Source organism: Providencia sp. 21OH12SH02B-Prov (assembly GCF_027362595.1).
GTDB classification, from domain to species: domain Bacteria; phylum Pseudomonadota; class Gammaproteobacteria; order Enterobacterales; family Enterobacteriaceae; genus Providencia; species Providencia zhejiangensis.
Genome location: NZ_CP114796.1, coordinates 1,669,241 through 1,692,096 on the forward strand (window position 1 = coordinate 1,669,241; position 22,856 = coordinate 1,692,096).

Here is a 22,856-nt window from a genome sequence, read left to right on the forward strand (position 1 = left end):
TATATAATTGATTGATACAAACTATTTTAGTTTTCGCCTATTTTATCATCAGGTCAAAATTTTTATTGCTCTCATTGAGTTAGATGAGAGTGAAAGCTCAATATATTAACTATTAAAGGAAGAATCGGTCATGAATCAACATTTTAGTTGGGCTTCATTGGCGGGTCTAAAGACAAAAAAACGTTATATTGCAGCGGCATTAGCTTCTGTCATTGCACTAACGGGTTGTGATAATACAGACGACACAAGCAAAAAAGATACAAATATTGCAGCAGAAAACAAATCAACGGTAGAAAATCCAACGAAGACTGCACCACTTGCAACGGAAAATAAATCTGCAACAAAATTATCTAAAGAAGAGATGATCAAGCGTTATGCAGGTAAAGAGTTAACGATTCTTGATGCCTCTGAGTTACAGCTAGATGGCGCGAGTGCAATTGTCGTTACTTTCTCTGTTCCCCTAGAGCAAAACCAAGATTTTAGCCAATTTTTAAATTTAGTTGATGTTAAATCAGGTAAGTTAGATGGCGCTTGGGAGCTATCTGATAATCAAATGGAGTTGCGCTTTCGCCATATACCGCCATCAAGAGAGCTAAATCTTACGGTCAATACGGGGATCAAAGCGGTCAATGAACGGACAATAACTCAACCATTTGAGAAAAAATTACAAACGGCACAAATTATCCCGACAGTTGGGTTTGCAAGTAAAGGCTCCTTATTACCTAGCAAAGTTGCACAAGGCTTGCCAGTTATCGCATTGAATGTCGATAAAGTGGATGTGAACTTTTTCCGCATTGATGAAAAACAATTGCCACAATTTTTGGCAATGTGGCAATACCGTAGTAATTATGAATATTGGTATTCAGAAGAGTTCCTCAATAAAACCGAACTTGCCTACACAGGGCGTTTTGACCTAAATCCAACCAAAAATACTCGTGAAACGGTTTTATTGCCGCTGAAAGAGATTAAAGAACTCCAGCAAGATGGTGTTTATTTAGCGATTATGCAAAAAGCAGGTAGCTATAGTTATCAATTCCCTGCAACCGTATTTACGCTCAGTGATATTGGCGTGTCATTGCATAGCTATCAAGATCAGGTTGATGTATTTACACAATCACAGGCAAAAGGTTCTGCACTAAAAGGCGTGGAATTACGTATTCTTGATGAAAAAGGGCAATTAGTTAATAAAGCCACTACTGATGGTGATGGGCATGCCAAATTAGATAAGTTAGCGGGTGGGAAACTATTGTTAGCGACCCTTGATGGTCAAACAAGTATGATTGACCTGACACAGCCAGCACTAGACTTATCCGAGTTTGATATTTCAGGTCCAGTTGGTTATGCAAAACAGTTCTTTGTGTTTGGCCCTAGAGATTTGTATCGCCCAGGTGAATTGTTATTGGTGAATGGTTTATTACGTGATGGTGATGGCCAGCCAATTAAGGCTCAGCCAGTTAAAGTCGATGTTTTAAAAACCGATGGGCAAGTCGTTAGAAGTTTTGTGTGGCAGCCTGAACAAGATCACAATGGGTTATACCAGTATCAATACGAAATTCCAAAATCCGCTGAAACAGGCGGCTGGTCTTTACGCTTTGATTTAGGTGATGGTTCACCGTTGCGTTACTATAAATTCAACGTTGAAGATTTCATGCCTGAGCGCATGGCATTGGAGATGAGTGCTCAAGAAAAACCTATTCTGAATAATGAGCCTGTTGAGTTTGATATTCAGGGGCGTTATTTATATGGCGCACCAGCCGCAGGTAATGAACTTCAAGGACAAATTTTTATTCGACCTGACCGTGAAGCGGTAGCAAAACTACCCGGTTTTGAATTTGGTTTTGAAAATGAAGAAGGGCTACAACGTAAGCTGGATGAGTTTGATTTAACATTAAATGATAGTGGTGAAACCGTTATCGCTGTACCCCAGAGTAATTGGGAATCTTTGCGTTCACCAATTAAAGTTATTGCACAAGCGAGTTTATTGGAAGCAGGGGGGCGCCCTGTGACTCGCCGAGCAGAACAGGCGGTATGGCCTGCGAAAGCAATGGTTGGTATTCGTCCATTATTTAATAAAAAAGAAATTTATGATTATCGGACTGACCGTTACACACAGCGCTATAACGTCGATGAAAACTCTCTTGCTGAATTTGAACTGGTATTTGCTGACGCGGCAGGTAATAAGCTTGCGGCCGAAAATTTAACCGCTCGTTTAGTCTATGAACGCCGTGATTATTTCTGGAGCTGGTCAGAAAGTGGTGGCTGGACATCAAATTATGATCAAAAAGATTTGATGATGGCGAATGAAAACATCAAGATTGAAAAAGATGGTACTGCGAAAGTGTCTTTCCCAGTTGATTGGGGTTCTTTCCGTCTTGAAGTGATTAATGAAGATAATAAATTAGTTAGCAGCCTACAATTTTGGGCGGGTTATTCATGGCAAGATAATGCGGGTGGTAATGGGGCTATACGCCCTGATCAAGTAAAACTAAGCTTAAATAAACCTGCATATTTACCTGGAGAAAAAGCAAAAGTTCGAGTGGAATCTCCTAAAGCGGGCAAAGGCTATATTTTGCTTGAATCCAGTAGTGGTCCGCTATGGTGGCAAGAGATTGACGTCCCTGAAAAAGGGATGGAAATTGAAGTGCCTGTTAATAAAGAATGGGCACGCCATGATCTTTATATCACTGCGGTAGTTGTACGCCCAGGGGATGATTCGAAAGAGGCGACAGTAAAACGCGCTATCGGTGTACTCCATCTACCATTGGCGGATGAGAATCGTAAAATTGGCTTATCACTGACCGCACCCACAAAGATGCGACCTAATCAAGATCTTACCGTTAAAGTGAAAGCAACCGCGCAAGATGGTAAACCATTACCTGAAAAAGTGAATGTGTTGTTGTCCGCGGTAGATACGGGTGTCTTGAACATTACTGATTTTAAAACCCCTAATCCGTATGAAGCCTTCTTTGGGCGCAAACGTTATGGCGTAGACCAATACGATGTATATGGTCACTTGATTGAGGGGCAGGGCAAACTTGCTAATCTGCGCTTTGGTGGTGATAGTGAAGAAGCCGCGTTAGAGCGCGGAGGAATGAAGCCGCTAACAGAAGTGCAAATCATTGCGGAACAAGCTCAACCTGTGACACTGGATAAAAATGGTGAAGGTGAAATCACATTACCAATCCCTGATTTTAATGGGGAATTACGCGTGATGGCACAAGCTTGGAATGACAAAGATTTTGGTCATGCCGACAGTAAAGTTGTGGTTGCCGCACCATTGATTACACAAATGTCGATGCCACGTTTTATGGCTGGTGGTGATAAATCTTACTTTGCACTGGATCTGACTAACACAACTGATAATACACAAAATGTCACGGTGACCTTTAAAGCCTCGGGTATGGTGAAATTAGATGGGGCGACCTCGAAAGAACTCTCTTTAGTGAAAGGCAAACGAACAACAGTTACCTTACCTGTTCGTGCTGATTACGGTTATGGGGAAGGTCAAGTGTCGATGACAATCAATGGTATTAACATCCCCGGCGAGTCATTGAAAGAATACAGTAATAGTTGGAAAGTCGGAGTACGTCCTGCTCAACCAGCAGAAACTCTTTCTTATGCGATTGCGATTGAGCCCGGTGAACAATGGACATTACCAACGGAAGAGTTGCGCGGTTTATCACCGGATACGCTTGAAGGGCAGGTACTGTTGACGAGTCGTCCTCCACTGCAAATCGCACGTTATATTCGTGAGTTATTTGCATATCCATATGGCTGCCTTGAGCAGACGATCAGCGGACTATATCCTTCACTGTACTCCTCGCAAGCGGAATTAACGAAGCTGGGTGTGAAATCACAAACGGATGATGATCGTCGGAAAGCCATTGAAATCGGTATTCCGCACTTATTAAGCATGCAGCGTCCTGATGGAAGTTTCTCGTTGTGGGATCGGAATGGCCGCGAAGAGTATTGGCTGACGGCTTACGCAACAGATTTTTTAAATAGAGCTCATCAACGAGGCTATTCAGTACCTCAAGATGCGTTAGTGAATGCAAATAGCCGTTTGTTAAGCTACTTACAAGATGGTAATCAAATCAATTATCCATATACCAATAATCCGGATGCATCGCGCTTTGCTGCTCAAGCTTATGCAGGCTTGGTATTGGCCACACAGCAGAAAGCTCCTTTAGGAGCCTTGCGCCAATTGTACTCTAGGGCCAATGAATCCAATAGTGGATTACCGCTAGTGCAGTTAGGGATCGCATTGAATCTCATGGGAGATAAGGCACGTGGTGACAGCGCCATTATCGATGGATTGAAAAAACAGCGTAGTCGTTACAGCTATGATGGTGACTATGGTTCAACGATCCGTGACGATGCAATGATAGTGGCTTTATTAAATGAACATCAATTAATGCCGAAATCGCGTGATCAAAAACTACAGATATTGTCCAATAACCTAGTTTCACAACAGTACTTCTCAACTCAAGAGAGTAATGCGTTGTATCTAGCGGGTCGTTATTATGTGAATGATTCCGAAACGCCATGGAAAGCGGTTATCAATGGTCAAGAGCCACCAATGACATCGGACAAACCGGTCAATGAGTTCTTGAGCAAACAACAGCTACAAACAGGCTACAGCATTGAAAATGCGGGTACCAATACATTGTATAGCCGTTTGAATGTGGTGGGATACCCGATGTATACACCAACGCCGAGTTCCAATGTATTAAGTGTGAAACGTACCTATTTAGATTTACAAGGCCAACCAATTACACTTGACCGTTTAAGATCGGGCGAAATGGTAGTTGTGAAGTTGGAAGTGAACGCTTCACAGATGGTTCCTGATGCATTAGTCGTTGATTTATTGCCAGCAGGTTTAGAGCTAGAAAACCAAAATTTGGCAAACAGCAGTGCAAATCTCAGCGAAACAGCGCCAAACTTACAAGAAGTGATCGATGATATGCAGCAAGCACAAATCAGTCATATGGAATATCGTGACGACCGTTTTGTCGCTGCCGTTGAGGTACAGCAGTATAAACCAACCACTTTAGTGTATTTAGCTAGAGCGGTGACGCCGGGTGTATACAACATTCCTGTTCCACAGGTGGAATCCATGTATGTGCCTGAATGGCGAGCTGTCGGTAATGCTAGTGGTCAATTAGAAATCGTTCGTTAATCTTTGCTAAGCCCTTATACTGTGTAGTGCTAGTCGTATAAGGGCTATTTCTTTGCGGTAGATCCATTTATGAAAAAAGGGTTACGACGCACTGGGATGACATTGATCGTCTTGGTGATTTTTTTGCCTCTGCTATTTTTATTGCTTGATAGGTTATGGCCATTACCCATCAAGCAAATTGAAATGGCACGTACCGTAGTGGCCGAAGATGGCACACCACTTTGGCGTTTTGCTGACAGAGAAGGCATTTGGCGCTATCCCGTAAAATTAGATGAAGTATCACCTGAATTTATTGAAGCACTCCTCACCTATGAAGATCGCCATTTTTATCAACATCCGGGCGTTAACCCTTTTTCGTTGCTGAGGGCATTATGGCAGGATGTGAGTTCAGGGCGTATCGTATCAGGGGGAAGTACGATTTCTATGCAGGTTGCTCGGTTAATTGACCCTCATGACCGAACAATAACAGGTAAACTCAAACAACTCTGGCGTACCGCACAGCTTGAATACCATTATTCAAAAGATGAAATCTTGGAAATGTACCTGAATCGAGCCCCTTACGGGGGAACTATTGAAGGAATTGGTGCTGCAAGTTGGGTGTATTTAAATAAATCGCCAGATAAACTGACGTCAGGTGAGGCGGCGCTCTTTGCGGTATTGCCACAAGCGCCAAGCAGACTGAGACCTGACCGTTATCCCCAAAGAGCGCAAGCTGCACGCGATAAAGTCCTTGATAGGCTCGCTGAATATCAGGTTTGGTCGGCAGATAAAGTTGCTGATATTAAACAGGAACAAATCTGGTTAGCTCCGCGTAAAAATCCTCATTTAGCGCCTTTATTAGCGCGTCGCGTCGTCAAAGATGTTCAAGATTCAATTATTGAAACCACAATTGATGCAGGGTTACAGCGTCAGTTAGAGGATATGGCGATTAATTGGAAAAACCAGCTGCCTAAGCAAACTTCATTAGGATTATTGGTTGTTGATCATACTGATATGAGTGTGAAAGCTTATCTTGGGTCAATTGATTTTACAGATAATAGCCGTTTTGGTCATGTTGATATGATCACGGCTTGGCGTTCGCCGGGATCGACACTTAAACCCTTTTTATATGCACTCGCAATGGATGATGGATTGATCCATGCCGAATCACTGTTACAAGATGTACCACGTCGTTTTGATGATTATCGACCAGGTAATTTTGATAGTGGTTTTAATGGTCCTGTGAGCGTCAGTGATGCATTAGTGCGTTCACTGAATTTGCCGGTAGTGCAAGTACTTGATGCTTATGGGAGTAAACGTTTTACGGCCAAGTTACGTAATGTTGGGACAGAATTACGTTTTCCTTTAGCAAGTGAACCCAATTTATCACTCATTTTAGGTGGAACGGCTGCACGTATGGATGAGCTAGTAGCAGCTTACAGCGCTTTTGCTCGCCAAGGAAAAGTTTCACCACTGCGCTATCGACCCAGTGAAGTGATACGCGATCGCCAGCTTATCTCACCGGGAGCTGCGTGGATTGTGCGACGTATTATGGGGGGAGAGGCGCGCCCTGTGCCAGACAGTAGTTTAAGCGCACAAGTGAATTTAGCATGGAAAACCGGCACCAGTTATGGCTATCGTGATGCATGGGCGATAGGGGTCAATCCGCGTTATACCATTGGTGTATGGGTTGGGCGGCCAGATGGTACACCTGTTGCAGGGCAATTTGGCTACGCAACGGCTATTCCGATAATGAATCAGGTGAATAATTTATTGTTAGCTCGTTTATATCAATCAACCCAATCGATACCGAAGGATACTAAGCCCGCAAGCGTTAGCCAAGCGGTGATTTGTTGGCCGAGTGGCACCGCGTTGCCAAAAGAGGATAGCAATTGCCGGCAACGTCGCTTAAGTTGGATTTTGGACAAGACGATCCCACCAACACTCATTGCGAAAGGACAGGAGTCATTATTAGGGCTACGCCAGAAAATATGGGTCAATACTCAAGGTTTACAGGTTGCGCCAGATTGCCCTAACGCAATAGAAAAAGAGATCTATTTGTGGCCGATTACATTAGAGTCATGGCTACCGTCGGGTGAGAAACGTGCTAACCGGTTACCTCGTATTGATCCCCACTGTCCACCAATGAGGAGTGAAATGCCGCTACTGTTGATTTCGGGCGTGCGTGAAGGTGAAATTCTACAGCGGTTACCAGGTAAAAGTAGTTTAGATGTACGCTTAGTGACGCAAGGTGGGCAAGGACAACAATGGTGGTTTTTAAATGGCGAGCAAATAAAAGAAACAGGACACAATGGCAGCGTTTTACTGACTTTTGATAAATCAGGAAACTACCAAATTTCTGTTTTAGACATGGGGGGACAAGTGACCTCAGTCAGTTTTAAAGTGAAGTAACGAATAAAAAGTGTGACTTAGTCAAAAAAATAGTCTTTTTTGCTATAAAAAGTTTAACAAAATGTTGATGTAACTGTAGGAAATTGTAATCGTAGCCCCTATAATCAACGCCTTGTTTCTGTTACTGGGTAGCAGAAGATTAACACTATAAAAAACAACAACTGACACATACTTTTCGTTTTTGAATTACTTGAAAAAGTTAAGAACGCTGGGTAAAAGTCACGATATCGCTAAGAGGTTATTTATGACGGTTCAACGTACATTTTCTATTATTAAACCAAACGCAGTAAAGAAAAATGCTATTGGTGCAATCTATCATCGTTTTGAAAGCGCTGGTTTTTCAATCGTTGCCGCCAAAATGCTGCATTTGACTCGTGAGCAAGCTGAAGGTTTCTACGCAGAGCACAAAGGTCGTCCTTTCTTTGAAGGTCTGGTTGAATTCATGACTTCAGGTCCAATTATGCTGCAAGTTCTGGAAGGTGAAAATGCGGTTCAGCGTCACCGTGACCTGATGGGTGCAACTAACCCAGATAACGCATTAGCAGGAACGTTACGTGCTGACTATGCGGATAGCTTCACTGAAAACGCAGTTCATGGTTCTGACTCTGTTGAGTCGGCAAATCGTGAAATCGCGTATTTCTTTACTGAAGATGAAATCTGCCCTCGCTAATTAACAAACTAATGCATTAGCATTATTCTAATAAAGTTTGTACAATGCGACGCCCTGTTAATATAATTGTTAACAGGGCTTATTTTATTATGAACGTTGTGCTATTCACATAGCACTCGCCGAAAGTGTAACAACGAGGCAACTTAAACATGTCCGATATGACAACAAGTGCACAATGTGCAACTTCCTCCGCTATTTCTGTCACACCAGAAAAAAACACACAAAAAATTAATCTCCTCGATTTGAATCGTAAACAAATGCGTGATTTTTTTGCGCAAATGGGTGAAAAACCATTCCGTGCCGATCAAGTCATGAAATGGATATATCACTACTGTTATGACGATTTCGATCAAATGACAGATATAAACAAAGCATTGAGAGCGAAACTCAAGGAAGTCGCTGAAATTCGTGCTCCTGAAGTCGCTGAAGAACAGCGTTCAGCTGATGGTACGATAAAATGGGCGATAACAGTAGGTGACCAGCAAGTTGAAACGGTTTATATTCCAGAAGATGACCGCGCAACATTATGTGTCTCTTCACAAGTGGGTTGTGCGTTAGAATGTAAATTCTGTTCTACAGCGCAGCAAGGATTTAACCGTAACTTACGTGTTTCTGAAATTATCGGGCAAGTTTGGCGTGCGGCAAAAATAATCGGTTCATTAAAATCCAGCGGACGCCGTCCTATTACTAACGTCGTCATGATGGGAATGGGGGAACCGTTATTAAATCTGAATAACGTCGTCCCAGCGATGGAAATCATGATGGATGATTTCGGCTTTGGTTTATCGAAGCGGCGTGTCACCTTATCGACTTCTGGGGTTGTACCAGCACTCGATAAGTTAGGTGATATGATTGATGTGGCGTTAGCGATTTCATTACATGCTCCGACGGATGATATCCGTGATGACATTGTACCGATTAATAAAAAGTACAATATTGAAACCTTCCTTAGCAGCGTAAGACGTTATTTGTCTAAATCAAATGCGAATGGTGGTCGTGTCACGGTGGAATATGTGATGCTGGATCATGTCAATGACAGTATTGAACAAGCGCATCAATTAGCGGAATGTTTAAAAGATACGCCAAGTAAAATTAACTTGATCCCTTGGAATCCGTTCCCAGGCGCACCTTATGGTCGTAGTTCGAACAGCCGTATCGATCGTTTTTCAAAAGTGTTGATGGAATATGGCTTTACGACGATAGTGCGTAAAACTCGTGGTGACGATATTGATGCCGCTTGTGGTCAGCTGGCGGGAGAGGTCATTGACCGTACTAAACGGACATTGAAAAAGCGCATGGCTGGGGAACCTATCAAGGTGAAAGCAGTCTGAGTTATAGATAATATCTAAATATTTGGTCTAATTATCATTTAGGTCATTTATGGATAGGCAAAATGACCCTCATCACCTACAATGATTTGTAGGTGATGATATTAATAAAATTGTCACGTTAGGATTATTACGAGTAAAGCTAAGGAAAATAGCTTTATATTTCATTCACTCGAACACAGTGTTGCTAGCAAATGACTATCGATAACAATACCGAACAAACTCCAATTACAGTAGGAAAACTACTCTCTCAAGCGCGTGAGCGAATGGGATTAACGCAAGAATCGGTCGCGGAGCGTCTGTGTCTTAAAGTTAGTACGGTAAGAGAAATCGATGAAGATGTAAAACCTGCTGGTGTCGAACCCACCTTTTTACGTGGTTATATGCGTTTATACGCACGTATGGTGAATGTGCCAGAAAGTGAATTAAATGCGCTACTTAGAAATGATGAGCCGATTGCAACATCAACGGTTTCATCTATGCAAAGTTACTCATTAGGTAAAAAACGTAAGAAGCGTGAAGGTTGGTTGATGAAGCTAACTTGGTTAATTGTCATTGTATTAATTGCAATGGTCGGCGTTTGGTGGTGGCAAGATCACCAAAAACAACAAAGTGAATTTGTCACAATGGCTAATCAAAATGATTTGCTATTATCCCAACAAAATAGCAGTGAAAATCAAGTGGAAGTGACGAGTAACGCCACGGAAACGCCTCCTGCAACAGAGACGCCAACGAATTCTGCGGTCGATCTCACCTCAATTCAGCCAAACGATAATCAAACAACCGAATCACAACCGGTTAAAACTGTGCCACTGCCAAATTCACCAAGCGCAACAGTGAACATTGATCGTACCCAATCAATTGAAGAACCTGCAACGGCACCTGTCGTTCAAGATGCACTCGCGATGAGTTTTAAAGGCTCATGTTGGTTGGAGGTTCGCGATGCGAATAATAAAGTCTTATATAGTGGTATCAAGAACAATGGTGATACCTTGGATTTACAAGGCAAATTGCCTTACCGCTTAAATATTGGTGCTCCCGCAAACGTTGATATCAAATTCAATGGCAATGCGGTTGACTTAAGCCGTTTTATTAAAGCGAATCGTTCTGCTAAGTTAAAAATACCAGAAGCATAAAGTCACAAATTAAGAAGACGCAAACTGTATCCTAAAACTAGAATTGTGATAGTTTGCAGTTTGCGTTTTTGTGTATAGTGGTCATCGAAGCAATGATTATCCACTACACAACAGTGTTTAAGAGCACATGGATGTCCAGAGAGTAAAATTAAAATGCATAATGAATCACCGATAAAAAGACGTAAATCCACCCGAATTTATGTAGGTAATGTGCCTATTGGCGATGGGGCACCTATCGCTGTCCAATCTATGACCAATACGCGCACGACGGATGTTGAAGCAACAGTGCGGCAAATCCAATCATTAGAGCGTGTAGGCGTGGATATCGTACGGGTATCTGTACCTACGATGGATGCAGCAGAAGCCTTTAAACTCATTAAGCAGCGTGTGAATGTGCCATTGGTTGCTGATATTCACTTTGACTATCGTATCGCGATGAAAGTCGCGGAATATGGTGTTGACTGCCTACGAATTAACCCAGGTAATATCGGTAGTGAAGAGCGTATTCGCCAAGTTGTGGATAGCGCTCGCTATCACAACATTCCTATCCGTATTGGGGTCAATGGCGGGTCACTGGAAAAAGATATTCAAGAAAAATACGGTGAGCCAACACCTGAAGCGCTAGTTGAATCAGCGATGCGACATGTCGATATCTTGGATAGATTGAATTTCGATCAGTTCAAGGTCAGTGTTAAAGCATCGGATGTTTTTCTTGCCGTCGGCTCTTACCGTTTATTAGCACAAAAAATTGACCAACCACTGCACTTAGGTATTACCGAAGCTGGTGGGGCACGCTCTGGTTCTGTTAAATCAGCAATTGGCCTTGGCATGTTGTTGGCTGAAGGTATTGGCGATACATTGCGTATTTCGTTAGCGGCGGATCCAATTGAAGAAGTTAAAGTCGGTTTCGATATTCTAAAATCATTACGGATTCGTTCTCGTGGCATCAACTTTATTGCTTGTCCAACGTGTTCTCGTCAAGAATTTGATGTGATTGGCACAGTCAATGCCCTAGAGCAACGTCTTGAAGATATCATCACCCCAATGGATGTATCCATTATTGGTTGTGTCGTCAATGGTCCCGGTGAAGCTGAGGTTTCCACCTTAGGGGTGGCTGGTGCGAAAACCAAAAGTGGCTTCTATGAAGATGGTGTTCGTCAAAAAGAGCGTTTTGATAATGACAATATTATTGATCAGCTAGAGGCGAAAATTCGAGCAAAAGCAGCCATGCTTGATGAAAATAACCGCATACAGATAAACCAAATAGAAAAATGATTGTCAAATAACTGGCTCTAATGGGCCAGTTTTTGTTTTTATGGTATTTTGGCGAGCACTCAACGGCACTATTTTGAGTGAAAAGGACAGGGGCAACCCTAAAAAGAGCAGAATATTCCCGATTGAAGAGGAATATTATGGTTTGTTGATTGAACCTAATGACATTTCGCTTTTATAATCGAGGCTATTCGATTCCGAAAAATAGAGACATAACGTGGCAAAAAATATCCAGGCCGTTCGTGGCATGAATGACTACCTGCCGGCAGACACTCGAGTCTGGCAGAAAATTGAAGCAGTTCTCAAAAATATTTTACAGGGTTATAGTTTTAGTGAAATTCGTACCCCGATTGTAGAGCACACCCCGCTATTTAGTAGAGCGATTGGTGAAGTGACGGATGTGGTTGAAAAAGAGATGTACACCTTTATCGACCGTCATGACACAGACAAAACTGAGGTTAGCCTCACTTTACGCCCTGAAAATACTGCTGGCTGCGTCCGTGCAGGTATTGAGCATGGTTTGCTGTACAATCAGGAACAGCGCTTATGGTATCTAGGGCCAATGTTTCGTCATGAACGTCCGCAAAAAGGTCGTTATCGCCAATTTCACCAACTAGGTGCCGAAGTGTTTGGTCTTGCGGGGCCAGATATTGATGCTGAGCTGATCATGATGACAGCACGCTGGTGGCGTGCATTAGGTATCAGTGAATATGTGACGTTAGAGTTAAACTCAATCGGTTCTTTAGAAGCTCGTGCAAATTATCGTGAAGCATTAGTGGCTTTCCTTGAGCAGCATAAAGAAAAGCTCGATGAAGATTGTCAACGCCGTATGTACACCAATCCATTGCGCGTACTTGACTCAAAAAATCAAGAAGTACAGGCATTATTAAATGATGCACCTGAGCTGTTTGATTATTTAGATGATGAATCTCGTGAGCACTTTGATGGCCTGTGCAAATTGTTAGATGCGGCTGGTATTCAATACCGAGTGAATCAACGTTTAGTGCGTGGTCTGGATTACTATAACCGTACTGTGTTTGAATGGGTGACAACCGCTCTTGGCTCACAAGGTACGGTGTGTGCAGGTGGCCGCTATGATGGCCTAGTTGGTCAACTCGGTGGTAAGCCAACACCAGCAGTTGGTTTTGCGATGGGTATGGAGCGTATGGTGCTCTTGGTTAAAGATTTGAACCCTAACTTCACTGCTGATGATTCTGTCACTGACGTGTATTTAGCTTCATTTGGCGATAATAGCCAACAAGCAGCATTGTTATTAGCTGAACAAGTACGTGATGCGTTGCCAAACATACGTGTGATGACCAATCACGGTGGCGGCAACTTTAAGAAACAATTAGCACGTGCAGATAAGCAAGGTGCAAGAATTGCGCTGATTTTAGGTGAAGATGAAATTGCTAATCAGCAAGTTAGTGTGAAACACTTACTGACTGGTGAGCAAGAAACCGTATCGCAGCAGCAATTAGCACAGCGTTTAGCTGAACTGTTAGGTTAAGGAGAAACTAATGGAAGTTTACACAACTGAAAACGAACAAGTTGATGCTATCAAACGCTTTTTTGCTAATAATGGCGTGGCGTTAATCATTGGACTTGTTGTCGGTATTGGGGCTGTTCTAGGATGGAATTATTGGCAGTCTCACAAGAGCAATGTGTTACAAGAAAGCGCTCAAAAATTTGAAAATGTCAGTACACAACTGCATTCAGGTTCAGCTCAAGGTATTGAAGCTGCACAAAAATTCGCTGCTGAAACAAATGATGTATACAGTGCGATGATTGGGTTAGAACTTGCTCAAGTTGCTGTTGATAAAGGTGATTTAGCGTTAGCAGAAAAATCATTATCAGATGCTTTAACCAAAGCAAAAACCGATGATATGCTGGATCTCATCAACTTTCGTTTAGCGCGAGTACAGCTAGCACAAGGTAAAGCTGATGCCGCGATAGCGTCAGTGGGTAATATTAAAGCTAAATCATGGCAAGCAGCAGCACAAGATATTCGTGGAGACGCTTTACTCCATAAGGGCGACAATGCAGGCGCAAAAGCTGCATATACTCAAGGGCTGGAAAGTGATGGCTCACAAGCAATTAGAAGCCTTCTTACCCTTAAACTGAACAACGTATCTGTACTCTAAGTAATTTGCGTCGCATCTAGGCAACAAGTGCAAGCATCCGAGCAAGAAATTTGTTCGGATGACTGAATGCCGATAATGATGTGACTTGGAATATGGTGAGTATAATTTATAAGAAGAAAGGAAACGATTATTATGCAGTTGCGGAAAACACTTTTGATTGGCCTAGTCGCTTCAGCTTTACTTGCAGGTTGTTCCAGCGAAACTGATTCTATCGTTATGGCGCCACTTCCTCAGGTTGAAAACCAATTTACACCTTCGATAGTTTGGGATAAATCAGTCGGAAATGGTGTTGAACAGTTTTATTCTGATCTGTCACCTGTTTGGGATGGCAGTGCAATTTATGCCGCTGATCGCAAAGGGCTAGTTAAGGCGTTTGAGCTTGATAGCGGTAAAGAAATCTGGTCAGTCGACCTTTCTAAGCGTACAGGTTTTCTTTCTGCTAACTTATCCGCACTGTTATCGGGTGGGTTAACGGTTTCTGGTGACCATATTTATATTGGAACCGAGCGTGGAACCGTCATCGCATTAAATAAAGAAGATGGTTCAGTCGTTTGGGATGTGGAAGTTGCGGGGGAAGCGCTTTCTCGTCCAGTCGCAAGTAATGGCCTCGTCATGGTTCATACTAGTAACGGTATGCTCCAAGCACTTGATGAAAATAATGGTGAAATCAAGTGGACAGTGAATATGGATACACCATCCTTGTCACTAAGAGGGGAATCAGCTCCGAGCGTCGCTTACGGTGCGGCCATTGTGGGTGGAGATAATGGCCGAGTTAGTGCGGTATTATTGTCTCAAGGCCAACTCATTTGGCAGCAACGTATTTCCCAGGTGACAAGTTCAACAGAGATTGGGCGTTTAGACGATGTGGATATGACGCCAATTATTGATGATGGTACTATTTATGCGATTGCGTATAACGGTACATTAGCAGCACTTGATATGCGTTCTGGGCAAATAAAATGGAAACGCGATTTAGGCTCCGTCAATAACATGGTCTTATCTGGTGAGAATTTATACCTTGTCGATCAAAATGACCGTGTATTATCAGTACGTAAGAGTGATGGTGTGACCTTATGGACCCAAGAGGGTTTGCTTAATCGTGGCTTAAGTGCCCCAGAAATGTACAATGGGTATATTGTTGTGGGTGATAAAGAAGGTTACTTGCATTGGTTAGATATGAGCACTGGCGGTTTTGTGGCGCAAAATAAAATCAATAGCTCAGGTATTCATAGTCGCCCAGTTGTTGCTGGTGATAAGCTCATGGTTCAGGCAAGAAACGGGACAGTTTATCTGTTAACGCGTTAATTTTCTGACAAGCAGCAAATTTCTCGATAAAATCAACAGCTCCTAATATTGGGAGCTGTTTCGTTTTTTGTTTTCTAGGTCAGTTTCACTGAAAGCACCGAATTCTTTTAGTTAATTAAAGTAGTGAGGCATCAAATAATGATACCCGTCGTAGCGCTGGTTGGGCGTCCAAACGTAGGAAAATCCACGTTATTTAATCGATTAACCCGTACCCGTGATGCACTGGTAGCGGATTTTCCTGGGCTGACTCGTGATCGCAAATATGGTCGTGCTGAAGTTGAAGGGCATGAATTTATTATTATCGACACTGGTGGTATCGATGGTACTGAAGAAGGCGTCGAAACACACATGGCTGCACAGTCACTGCAAGCGATTGAAGAAGCCGATGTGGTTCTCTTTATGGTCGATGCACGCGCAGGACTTATGCCAGCAGATGAAGGTATTGCTAAGCACTTACGTAGTCGAAAGAAAAAAACCTATCTGGTGGCGAATAAGACCGATGGTATCGATGCTGATAGTGCCATTGGTGATTTTTATTCACTCGGCCTAGGTGAAATACATTCTATTGCGGCGTCACATGGCCGTGGTGTAACCCAACTCATTGAAAAATCATTAAAGCCTTTTATTGAGATAGAAGAAGAAATTGAGCTAACCGAGGAAGAAGAAAATGCCGCTTACTGGGCTGCACAAGAAGCGGAAGCTGAATTTGACGAAGATGAAGATGATTTTGACCCAACCACATTACCGATTAAATTAGCCATTGTTGGTCGACCAAATGTTGGCAAATCAACACTCACTAATCGTATTTTAGGTGAAGAGCGGGTTGTGGTATTCGATATGCCAGGCACAACGCGTGATAGTATCTATATCCCAATGGAACGTGATGGGCGCGAATATGTCCTGATTGATACGGCGGGCGTACGTAAGCGTGGTAAAGTCACTGAAACGGTTGAAAAATTCTCAGTTATCAAAACATTACAAGCCATTGAAGATGCTAACGTCGTCTTACTCGTGATTGATGCTCGTGAAGGTATTTCTGACCAAGATCTATCATTATTAGGCTTTATTCTTAATGCAGGCCGTTCATTGGTGATTGCGGTCAATAAATGGGATGGCATGAAGCCTGAAGACCGCGAACATGTGAAAGACATGTTAGAGCTGCGTCTCGGCTTTGTCGATTTTGCGCGCATCCACTTTATCTCCGCGTTACATGGTAGTGGTGTGGGTAATTTATTTGAATCTGTGCAAGAAGCTTATGAATCAGCAACACGTCGTGTAGGTACTGCACTGCTGACGCGGATAATGAAAATGGCAGAAGATGAGCATCAACCGCCTCTTATTCGTGGTCGTCGTGTGAAAATGAAATACGCGCATGCGGGGGGGCATAATCCTCCTATTGTGGTCATTCATGGTAACCAAGTCTCTGATTTACCTGATAGCTATAAACGTTACCTAATGAATTATTTTCGTCGTTCATTACAGGTCATGGGGACACCGATTCGTATTCAATTCAAAGAAGGGGAAAACCCTTATGCGAATAAAAAGAACCAGTTAACAGCAACACAATTGCGTAAACGTAAACGTTTAATGCAACATCTGAAAAAACGTTAATCCTAGAAGTCGCACATATTTGTGATACTTCGAGAAAGCCGTGACAATTTACTCTGTTACGGCTTTTTAATAACTATTTGTTATTCGTTGTGGTGAGCTAACGTGTATCTATTCCAGCTCCCAATTATGCAGATTACAGAGGGTAACCATGCAAACTAAATCTTCTACACGTCTAAATAAGTACATCAGTGAGAGTGGTATTTGTTCAAGGCGTGATGCGGATCGTTACATCGAACAAGGAAATGTGTTTATCAATGGCAAGAGAGCGACCATTGGTGATCAAGTTTTTAGTGGTGATGTTGTCAAAGTGAACGGACAACTGATTGAGCCTAGAAATGAAGAAGATTTAGTGTTAATTGCGCTGAATAAACCAGTGGGCATCGTGAGTACTACTGAAAGCGGTGAAAGAGACAATATTGTTGATTATGTGAATCACAGTAAACGTATTTTCCCGATAGGTCGGCTCGACAAAGATTCCCAAGGGCTGATTTTTCTCACTAACCACGGTGACTTAGTGAATAAAATTTTGCGTGCGGGCAACGAGCACGAGAAAGAATATATTGTGACCGTTAATAAACCCATTACCGATGATTTTATTCGTGGTATGGGCGCGGGGGTACCGATTTTAGGTACTATGACGAAAAAGTGTAAAGTAAAGAAAGAAGCTCCTTTTGTCTTTCGAATTACGCTGATTCAAGGATTAAACCGCCAAATCCGTCGTATGTGTGAATATTTCGGTTTTGAGGTCACAAAGCTTGAACGCGTACGGATTATGAATGTGAATCTTTCAGGTATCCCATTAGGTGAATGGCGTGATTTAACGGATGATGAGTTGATTAAGTTATTTGATATGATTGAAAAATCAGACTCAATGGCTCAGGCTAAGAAACCGGCTAAAGCGAAATCAGTGGCGACAAAACGGGTAAGTAAACCGAGTGCAGGTAACAAACCAAAGGCAACGACAGATACTGCATCTCGTAAACGTTTTACTCAACCGGGTCGTAAGAAGAAAAAACGTTAAATTTTTATCTCATAAAGTCAGCCGTATTATATGGCTGACAAACTTTGTCAGTGTTTGACCGTTGTTGCATTGATATTCTTAAATGTAGATCCCAACGCCTTCCCAGCTTTTACGTGTAATATCCACCACCTTATGATCAAAGAGTTGTGTTGCTGTTCTTAGCATCGCTTGGGCAAACTCATTAAATGTTGTTCTGGTCGTGAGTGTTTTATCAAACATCGTACGGATCCAAATTTGTCCCGCTCGCTCCCATGAATAACCCCCTAACATGGTCGCTAATAGGTAAAAGGCTTTATTAGGTATGCCTGAGTTAATATGAACGCCGCCATTATCTTGGAAAATCGATAAATTTCGATAGTTTCGCATATGCCCAACTTGTGGATCTCGATTATTTTCGGATAGGCGATATGCAGTGCCTGGTGCTGACATAGAGCGTAAGGCAGGTGCTTTTTGTTTATCAATGAACAAGTTTTCACCCAGTAGCCAGTTAGATTGAGTCGCGGTTTCATTGGCTGCATATTGCTTGACCATGATCCCGACCACATCGGCGACAGATTCATTTAATGCCCCTGACTGGAAGACATAGTCAAAGTCTGTCGTGAAGGTAATAAAGCCATGGGTTAACTCATGAGCAATAATATCAATATCATTGTAAAACGGACCAAAATAGAGATTATCGCCGTCACCGAAATAGATGGCCTGTGAGTTCCAGAATGCATTAGGGTAATTTTTATCAAAATGAATGACGGCATTAATTTGTGAATCGCAGCCAAAAATTTTATTAATATTCAGTTTTTCTTTAAAAAATGATCTCACATGGCCAATGGAATCATACACAGTTTGTTCTGCTGTTGATGGCTTTATAGGGTCGCCTTCCTTCATAACGATCTGATAATCTTCATGAGGCATATGAAGTTCATAGGGACTTGGATAGCTTTCATCTAATGAGAGGTCGGAACGTGAACAAATAGGTAGATTTGAATGGACATGATTGGGTAAAAACTCTCTTTCCTGTGCATCTCTGATAATACGTTCATAATTGGTGCCAGGGCGTGCTGAACAAGCAAATAACTGTTTTAGATGCTCTTTATCTTCTGTTGAATAGGCGGTGCTCATTAGTTCATTGATATGAAATAACGTAGATTTTAATTTTTTACATTTCGACTCCTGATAGAGATGTGCAATAAGGTACGGAGGAAGATAGGAACGACCAAGAATATGACTCATAAACAGACTCCATTTTGTGTGTGAAAATGGAATCATAAGATAATGAGTTGTATATGTAACTATGTGATTAATAAGTAAATTTATTAACTATTATTGTTTTTTATCACAAAAGCCGCCAAGTCTTATGACGACTTTTATTAAGAGTAAATAATGTTACTATTTGTTCAACCAGTCTTTATTAGTCACTAAAAAATCACTATAGAGTTTTGCCTCGGGGGTATTTGGTTCAGGGTGATAGTCATATTCCCAGCGAACCAAAGGAGGCATAGACATTAAAATGGATTCAGTGCGCCCACCGCTTTGTAAACCAAATAATGTGCCCCTATCCCAAACAAGGTTAAATTCAACATAGCGACCACGTCGATATAATTGGAATTGACGTTCTCTTTCCCCCCAAGTGTGATGACGACGTTTCTCAACGATAGGCACATAAGCATCGAGAAAACCATGGCCAACAGCTTGTGTGAAGTTAAAGCAAGTCGTGAAATCAGGTTGGTTGAGGTCATCATAAAATAGTCCGCCTACGCCTCTAGGCTCATTACGATGCTTCAAAAAGAAGTACTCATCACACCAATTTTTATACTTAAGATACGTCTCTGAACCAAAAGGCGCACAGAGGTCGTGAGCGATGGTATGCCAGTGAACCACATCCTCTTCAAAACCATAATAAGGGGTTAAATCGAAACCGCCACCAAACCACCACACTGGCTCGTGACCCTCTTTTTCGGCAATAAAGAAGCGTACATTAGCATGAGTCGTTGGAATATAAGGGTTTTGAGGGTGAATGACTAAAGAGACGCCCATGGCTTGGTAGCTGCGACCTGCTAATTCAGGACGATGTGCCGTAGCGGAAGCGGGGAGTTGTTTCCCTTGAATATGGGAGAAATTAACGCCAGCCTGCTCAAATAGCGCTCCTTGAGTCAATACACGGCTACGTCCACCACCACCTTCAGCACGTTCCCACGTTTGTTCAAGGAAGGTTTCCTTACCATCCAGTTCAGTGATTTTTTGACAAATCGTTTCTTGTAGTTCAAGTAAAAATGTTTTTACTTGAAAAATATCAGGGTAATTCATTGTTTTCCAATAGAACGGTTGGTAAAAAAAAGTGACTAAAGTATACCCTTTTGAATGAAAAAAGGCATATTGAAATATTGATTGTGTGTGAAAAGCGGTGATAATGACAGAAAACTCAGTTAAAACGGGTCACTAATATGGAAATACGTATCTTCCGGCAAAGCGATTTTGAAGAAGTTATCACATTGTGGGAACGATGTGATTTAAATGAGTTTGGGGGAGACCCTGAACTTGATATTGAACGCAAACTCCAATGTGGCGCAGACCTTTTTTTGGTTGCTGAAGTGTCGGGCGAAGTGGTGGGCACGGTAATGGGGGGCTATGACGGGATCAGAGGAACAGCATGCTATCTTGCTGTACATCCAGATTATCGTGGCCGCGGTATTGCTAATGCGCTCGTGAGCCGATTAGAAAAAAAATTACGAGCGAGAGGATGTGGTAGGATTGAGTTTCTGGTTAGCGAAGAATCGGATGCCGCCATTTATATGTTTGAAAAAATGCTATACGAAGAAGAGCAGCCAGCTCGACTCATTTATGCGAAAACACTGACGAATGATCTCGATTTTTAATGTTGTTGATGATTTATTGGGTGATGAGTTGGAATGTTTTTAGGAATAGGTTGTCACAGTATGCATCAAGTAATCCAATATGAATTGAGGATGTTATGCCCAAAAGTGTCATTGTGAAGCTTTCTCAGATAGCTATTTTGAGTGGTACATTTATTCTATCGGGGTGCGCAGGCTCAGGTGGGTTTTGGTCTTCACTTTCGCCAATGAACTGGTTTAGTAGCCCTATAACGGCCAAAGCTGCTGGGGTAGGAGGGATCACGGGGTTCACCCCAATGCAAGCTGACATCACCAAAGAGCGTCTGGATGATCGTTATGTCATCCGTAGTGGAATGCAAACTGAACAAGGTGAGATTGTCACTGTATTTCAAGGCTTAGATGATGATAAGGTGAAAATTGAAGTATTTGGCCCTGAAAAAGGCTATGTTTCACGCATTAGCGTCAGTGATCCTGATATTGTCACCGAGTGGGGAATTAAAATTGGTTCACCGTTTAGTGATATTTATGAAAAAGCCTTTGGTGCCTGTAAAATCGCTGAGCCTATTGATGACCAACCTACTGTTGAATGCGTCGCACCACAGACGGCACATATTGTGTATAGCTTCACTGGTAAATGGCAAGGACCAGAAGGTTTAATGCCGCCTGATGATGAATTAAAAAATTGGACAGTGTCGCGAATTATTTGGAAGAAATAATCGCTCAGCTGCTGGTTCGATTCATTCCCTATTTGCTATGTCGCTCAATCTAAATATAGTGAGAATTTTGAGGGTGTGAGTGCGTTCAATGACGTTGTTACGGAGTTTAACTTTCGTTATTAAGCCCTCAGCTCACTATTAATGCCTAGCCTTAATCAGCCCCTTAAATTCTTTTTTGTATTATTTTCCTGTGCGCCTGAATATTTGCGTTAAAACAAGGTGAAAATCATCATTGATGAGATACTATATCTCACGCACAAATAATAAATTATTTCAAAGAGGTTGATTAGCATGTCTCATTCTCAGAGCGGTATTCTGAAAGATCATAGCCGTTTCGGTATTTTTATTGAAGCAATGGTGCAAGGGCCTCTTGCTGACATAAAAACGGGATGTCAGCGTTTTGTCGACGCATTAACACAATTACAAGAACAGTACCCATCTGATAGGTTAGGCGCGGTTATTGCATTTGGTTCTGATATTTGGAAGCAATTATCAGCACCTGAAAGCGCACCTGAATTAAAGCCTTTTCGTCAATTAGGGAAAGGTCTTGCACCCGCAACACAACGTGACCTTTTTATTCATATTCAATCTCAGCGTCACGATATTAACTTTTCATTGGCACAGGCTGCACTGAAGGCATTTGGTCCTGCGATTAAAGTTGAAGAAGAGATCCATGGTTTTCGTTGGGTCGAAGAACGTGATTTGAGCGGATTTATTGATGGTACCGAAAACCCTCAGGGAGAAGAAATCGCTGAAGTTGCACTGATTGCAGATGGCATTGATAAGGGAGGCAGCTATATTCTTGTTCAACGTTATGAGCATAGTTTACATAAGTGGGATCGCTTCTCAGAGCAAGAACAAGAAAAGATGATTGGCCGTACTAAGAGTGATAGTGTGGAGCTTGATGAAAGTGAACGTAACGTTACTTCACACGTTTCTCGTGTAGTGGTTGAAGAGGACGGTGAAGAGCTGTCTATCATGCGTCATAGTTTACCGTATGGTACAGCGAGTGGAAAACATGGATTATACTTCCTTGCTTACTGTGCGCGTCTCCATAATATTGAACAACAGCTTCTTAGCATGTTTGGTGAGAAAGATGGCAAGTATGATGATTTATTGCGCATGACGAAAGCCGTTTCAGGAAGCTACTATTTTGCTCCTTCAATCGACACGTTATTATCGCTATAACATCGCCGTATTGCCGCCAGTTGGCGGCAATTGATGTTTTCATAAACAC

16 protein-coding genes are annotated in these 22,856 nt (G+C 42.2%); 14 read left to right on the forward strand and 2 right to left on the reverse strand.

Annotation, left to right across the window (positions count from 1 at the left end; all coding sequences use genetic code 11):
- Positions 1–130 precede the first annotated feature (130 nt).
- From O7C57_RS08055 to rluF, 11 genes are all read left to right on the forward strand, one after another.
- Entirely contained in the window at positions 131–5,179 is a 5,049-nt protein-coding gene (locus O7C57_RS08055) for an alpha-2-macroglobulin family protein (RefSeq protein WP_269723887.1), read from the forward strand.
- Between the two features lie 69 nt (positions 5,180–5,248).
- On the forward strand, positions 5,249–7,570 hold the full coding sequence (pbpC, locus tag O7C57_RS08060) for a peptidoglycan glycosyltransferase PbpC (RefSeq protein ID WP_269723888.1): 2,322 nt from the start codon (positions 5,249–5,251) through the stop codon (positions 7,568–7,570).
- Positions 7,571–7,814: 244 nt separating this feature from the next.
- Positions 7,815–8,240, forward strand: a complete 426-nt coding sequence (ndk, locus tag O7C57_RS08065) for a nucleoside-diphosphate kinase (protein WP_154625151.1) — start codon at positions 7,815–7,817, stop codon at positions 8,238–8,240.
- Between the two features lie 149 nt (positions 8,241–8,389).
- Positions 8,390–9,571, forward strand: a complete 1,182-nt coding sequence (locus O7C57_RS08070) for a bifunctional tRNA (adenosine(37)-C2)-methyltransferase TrmG/ribosomal RNA large subunit methyltransferase RlmN (RefSeq protein WP_154625150.1) — start codon at positions 8,390–8,392, stop codon at positions 9,569–9,571.
- 191 nt (positions 9,572–9,762) lie between these two features.
- A complete protein-coding gene (rodZ, locus tag O7C57_RS08075) occupies positions 9,763–10,704 on the forward strand; it encodes a cytoskeleton protein RodZ (RefSeq protein WP_154625149.1) in 942 nt (313 codons plus the stop codon).
- Between the two features lie 153 nt (positions 10,705–10,857).
- On the forward strand, positions 10,858–11,979 hold the full coding sequence (gene ispG / locus O7C57_RS08080) for a flavodoxin-dependent (E)-4-hydroxy-3-methylbut-2-enyl-diphosphate synthase (protein ID WP_154625148.1): 1,122 nt from the start codon (positions 10,858–10,860) through the stop codon (positions 11,977–11,979).
- A 214-nt stretch (positions 11,980–12,193) separates the two neighbouring features.
- Positions 12,194–13,486: a histidine--tRNA ligase gene (hisS, locus tag O7C57_RS08085; RefSeq protein ID WP_163861027.1), complete on the forward strand. Its 1,293-nt coding sequence runs from the start codon at positions 12,194–12,196 to the stop codon at positions 13,484–13,486.
- A 10-nt stretch (positions 13,487–13,496) separates the two neighbouring features.
- Positions 13,497–14,120, forward strand: coding sequence for a YfgM family protein (locus O7C57_RS08090; protein ID WP_154625147.1), 624 nt, complete (start codon positions 13,497–13,499; stop codon positions 14,118–14,120).
- A 132-nt stretch (positions 14,121–14,252) separates the two neighbouring features.
- Positions 14,253–15,425, forward strand: a complete 1,173-nt coding sequence (gene bamB, locus O7C57_RS08095; RefSeq protein ID WP_154625146.1) for an outer membrane protein assembly factor BamB — start codon at positions 14,253–14,255, stop codon at positions 15,423–15,425.
- A 138-nt stretch (positions 15,426–15,563) separates the two neighbouring features.
- On the forward strand, positions 15,564–17,036 hold the full coding sequence (gene der / locus O7C57_RS08100) for a ribosome biogenesis GTPase Der (RefSeq protein WP_154625145.1): 1,473 nt from the start codon (positions 15,564–15,566) through the stop codon (positions 17,034–17,036).
- Positions 17,037–17,184: 148 nt separating this feature from the next.
- On the forward strand, positions 17,185–18,057 hold the full coding sequence (rluF, locus tag O7C57_RS08105) for a 23S rRNA pseudouridine(2604) synthase RluF (protein ID WP_154625144.1): 873 nt from the start codon (positions 17,185–17,187) through the stop codon (positions 18,055–18,057).
- Positions 18,058–18,135: 78 nt separating this feature from the next.
- On the opposite strand, the gene O7C57_RS08110 is transcribed toward rluF, so the two are convergent.
- Both O7C57_RS08110 and hemF read right to left on the reverse strand, forming a co-directional pair.
- A complete protein-coding gene (locus O7C57_RS08110) occupies positions 18,136–19,284 on the reverse strand; it encodes a M4 family metallopeptidase (protein WP_269723889.1) in 1,149 nt (382 codons plus the stop codon).
- A gap of 156 nt (positions 19,285–19,440) precedes the next feature.
- Positions 19,441–20,358, reverse strand: a complete 918-nt coding sequence (hemF, locus tag O7C57_RS08115) for an oxygen-dependent coproporphyrinogen oxidase (protein WP_163861029.1) — start codon at positions 20,356–20,358, stop codon at positions 19,441–19,443.
- A gap of 137 nt (positions 20,359–20,495) precedes the next feature.
- Here hemF and O7C57_RS08120 point away from each other — a divergent pair, with 137 nt between their 5' ends.
- The 3 genes from O7C57_RS08120 to O7C57_RS08130 all read left to right on the forward strand — a co-directional run bounded on the left by O7C57_RS08120 (position 20,496) and on the right by O7C57_RS08130 (position 22,807).
- Positions 20,496–20,927, forward strand: a complete 432-nt coding sequence (locus tag O7C57_RS08120) for a GNAT family acetyltransferase (RefSeq protein ID WP_154625141.1) — start codon at positions 20,496–20,498, stop codon at positions 20,925–20,927.
- Positions 20,928–21,022: 95 nt separating this feature from the next.
- The gene (locus O7C57_RS08125; protein ID WP_269723890.1) at positions 21,023–21,619 is read left to right on the forward strand and encodes an RpoE-regulated lipoprotein; all 597 of its coding nucleotides are present in this window, start codon (positions 21,023–21,025) and stop codon (positions 21,617–21,619) included.
- A gap of 291 nt (positions 21,620–21,910) precedes the next feature.
- The gene (locus O7C57_RS08130) at positions 21,911–22,807 is read left to right on the forward strand and encodes a Dyp-type peroxidase (RefSeq protein WP_163861030.1); all 897 of its coding nucleotides are present in this window, start codon (positions 21,911–21,913) and stop codon (positions 22,805–22,807) included.
- Positions 22,808–22,856: the final 49 nt, after the last annotated feature.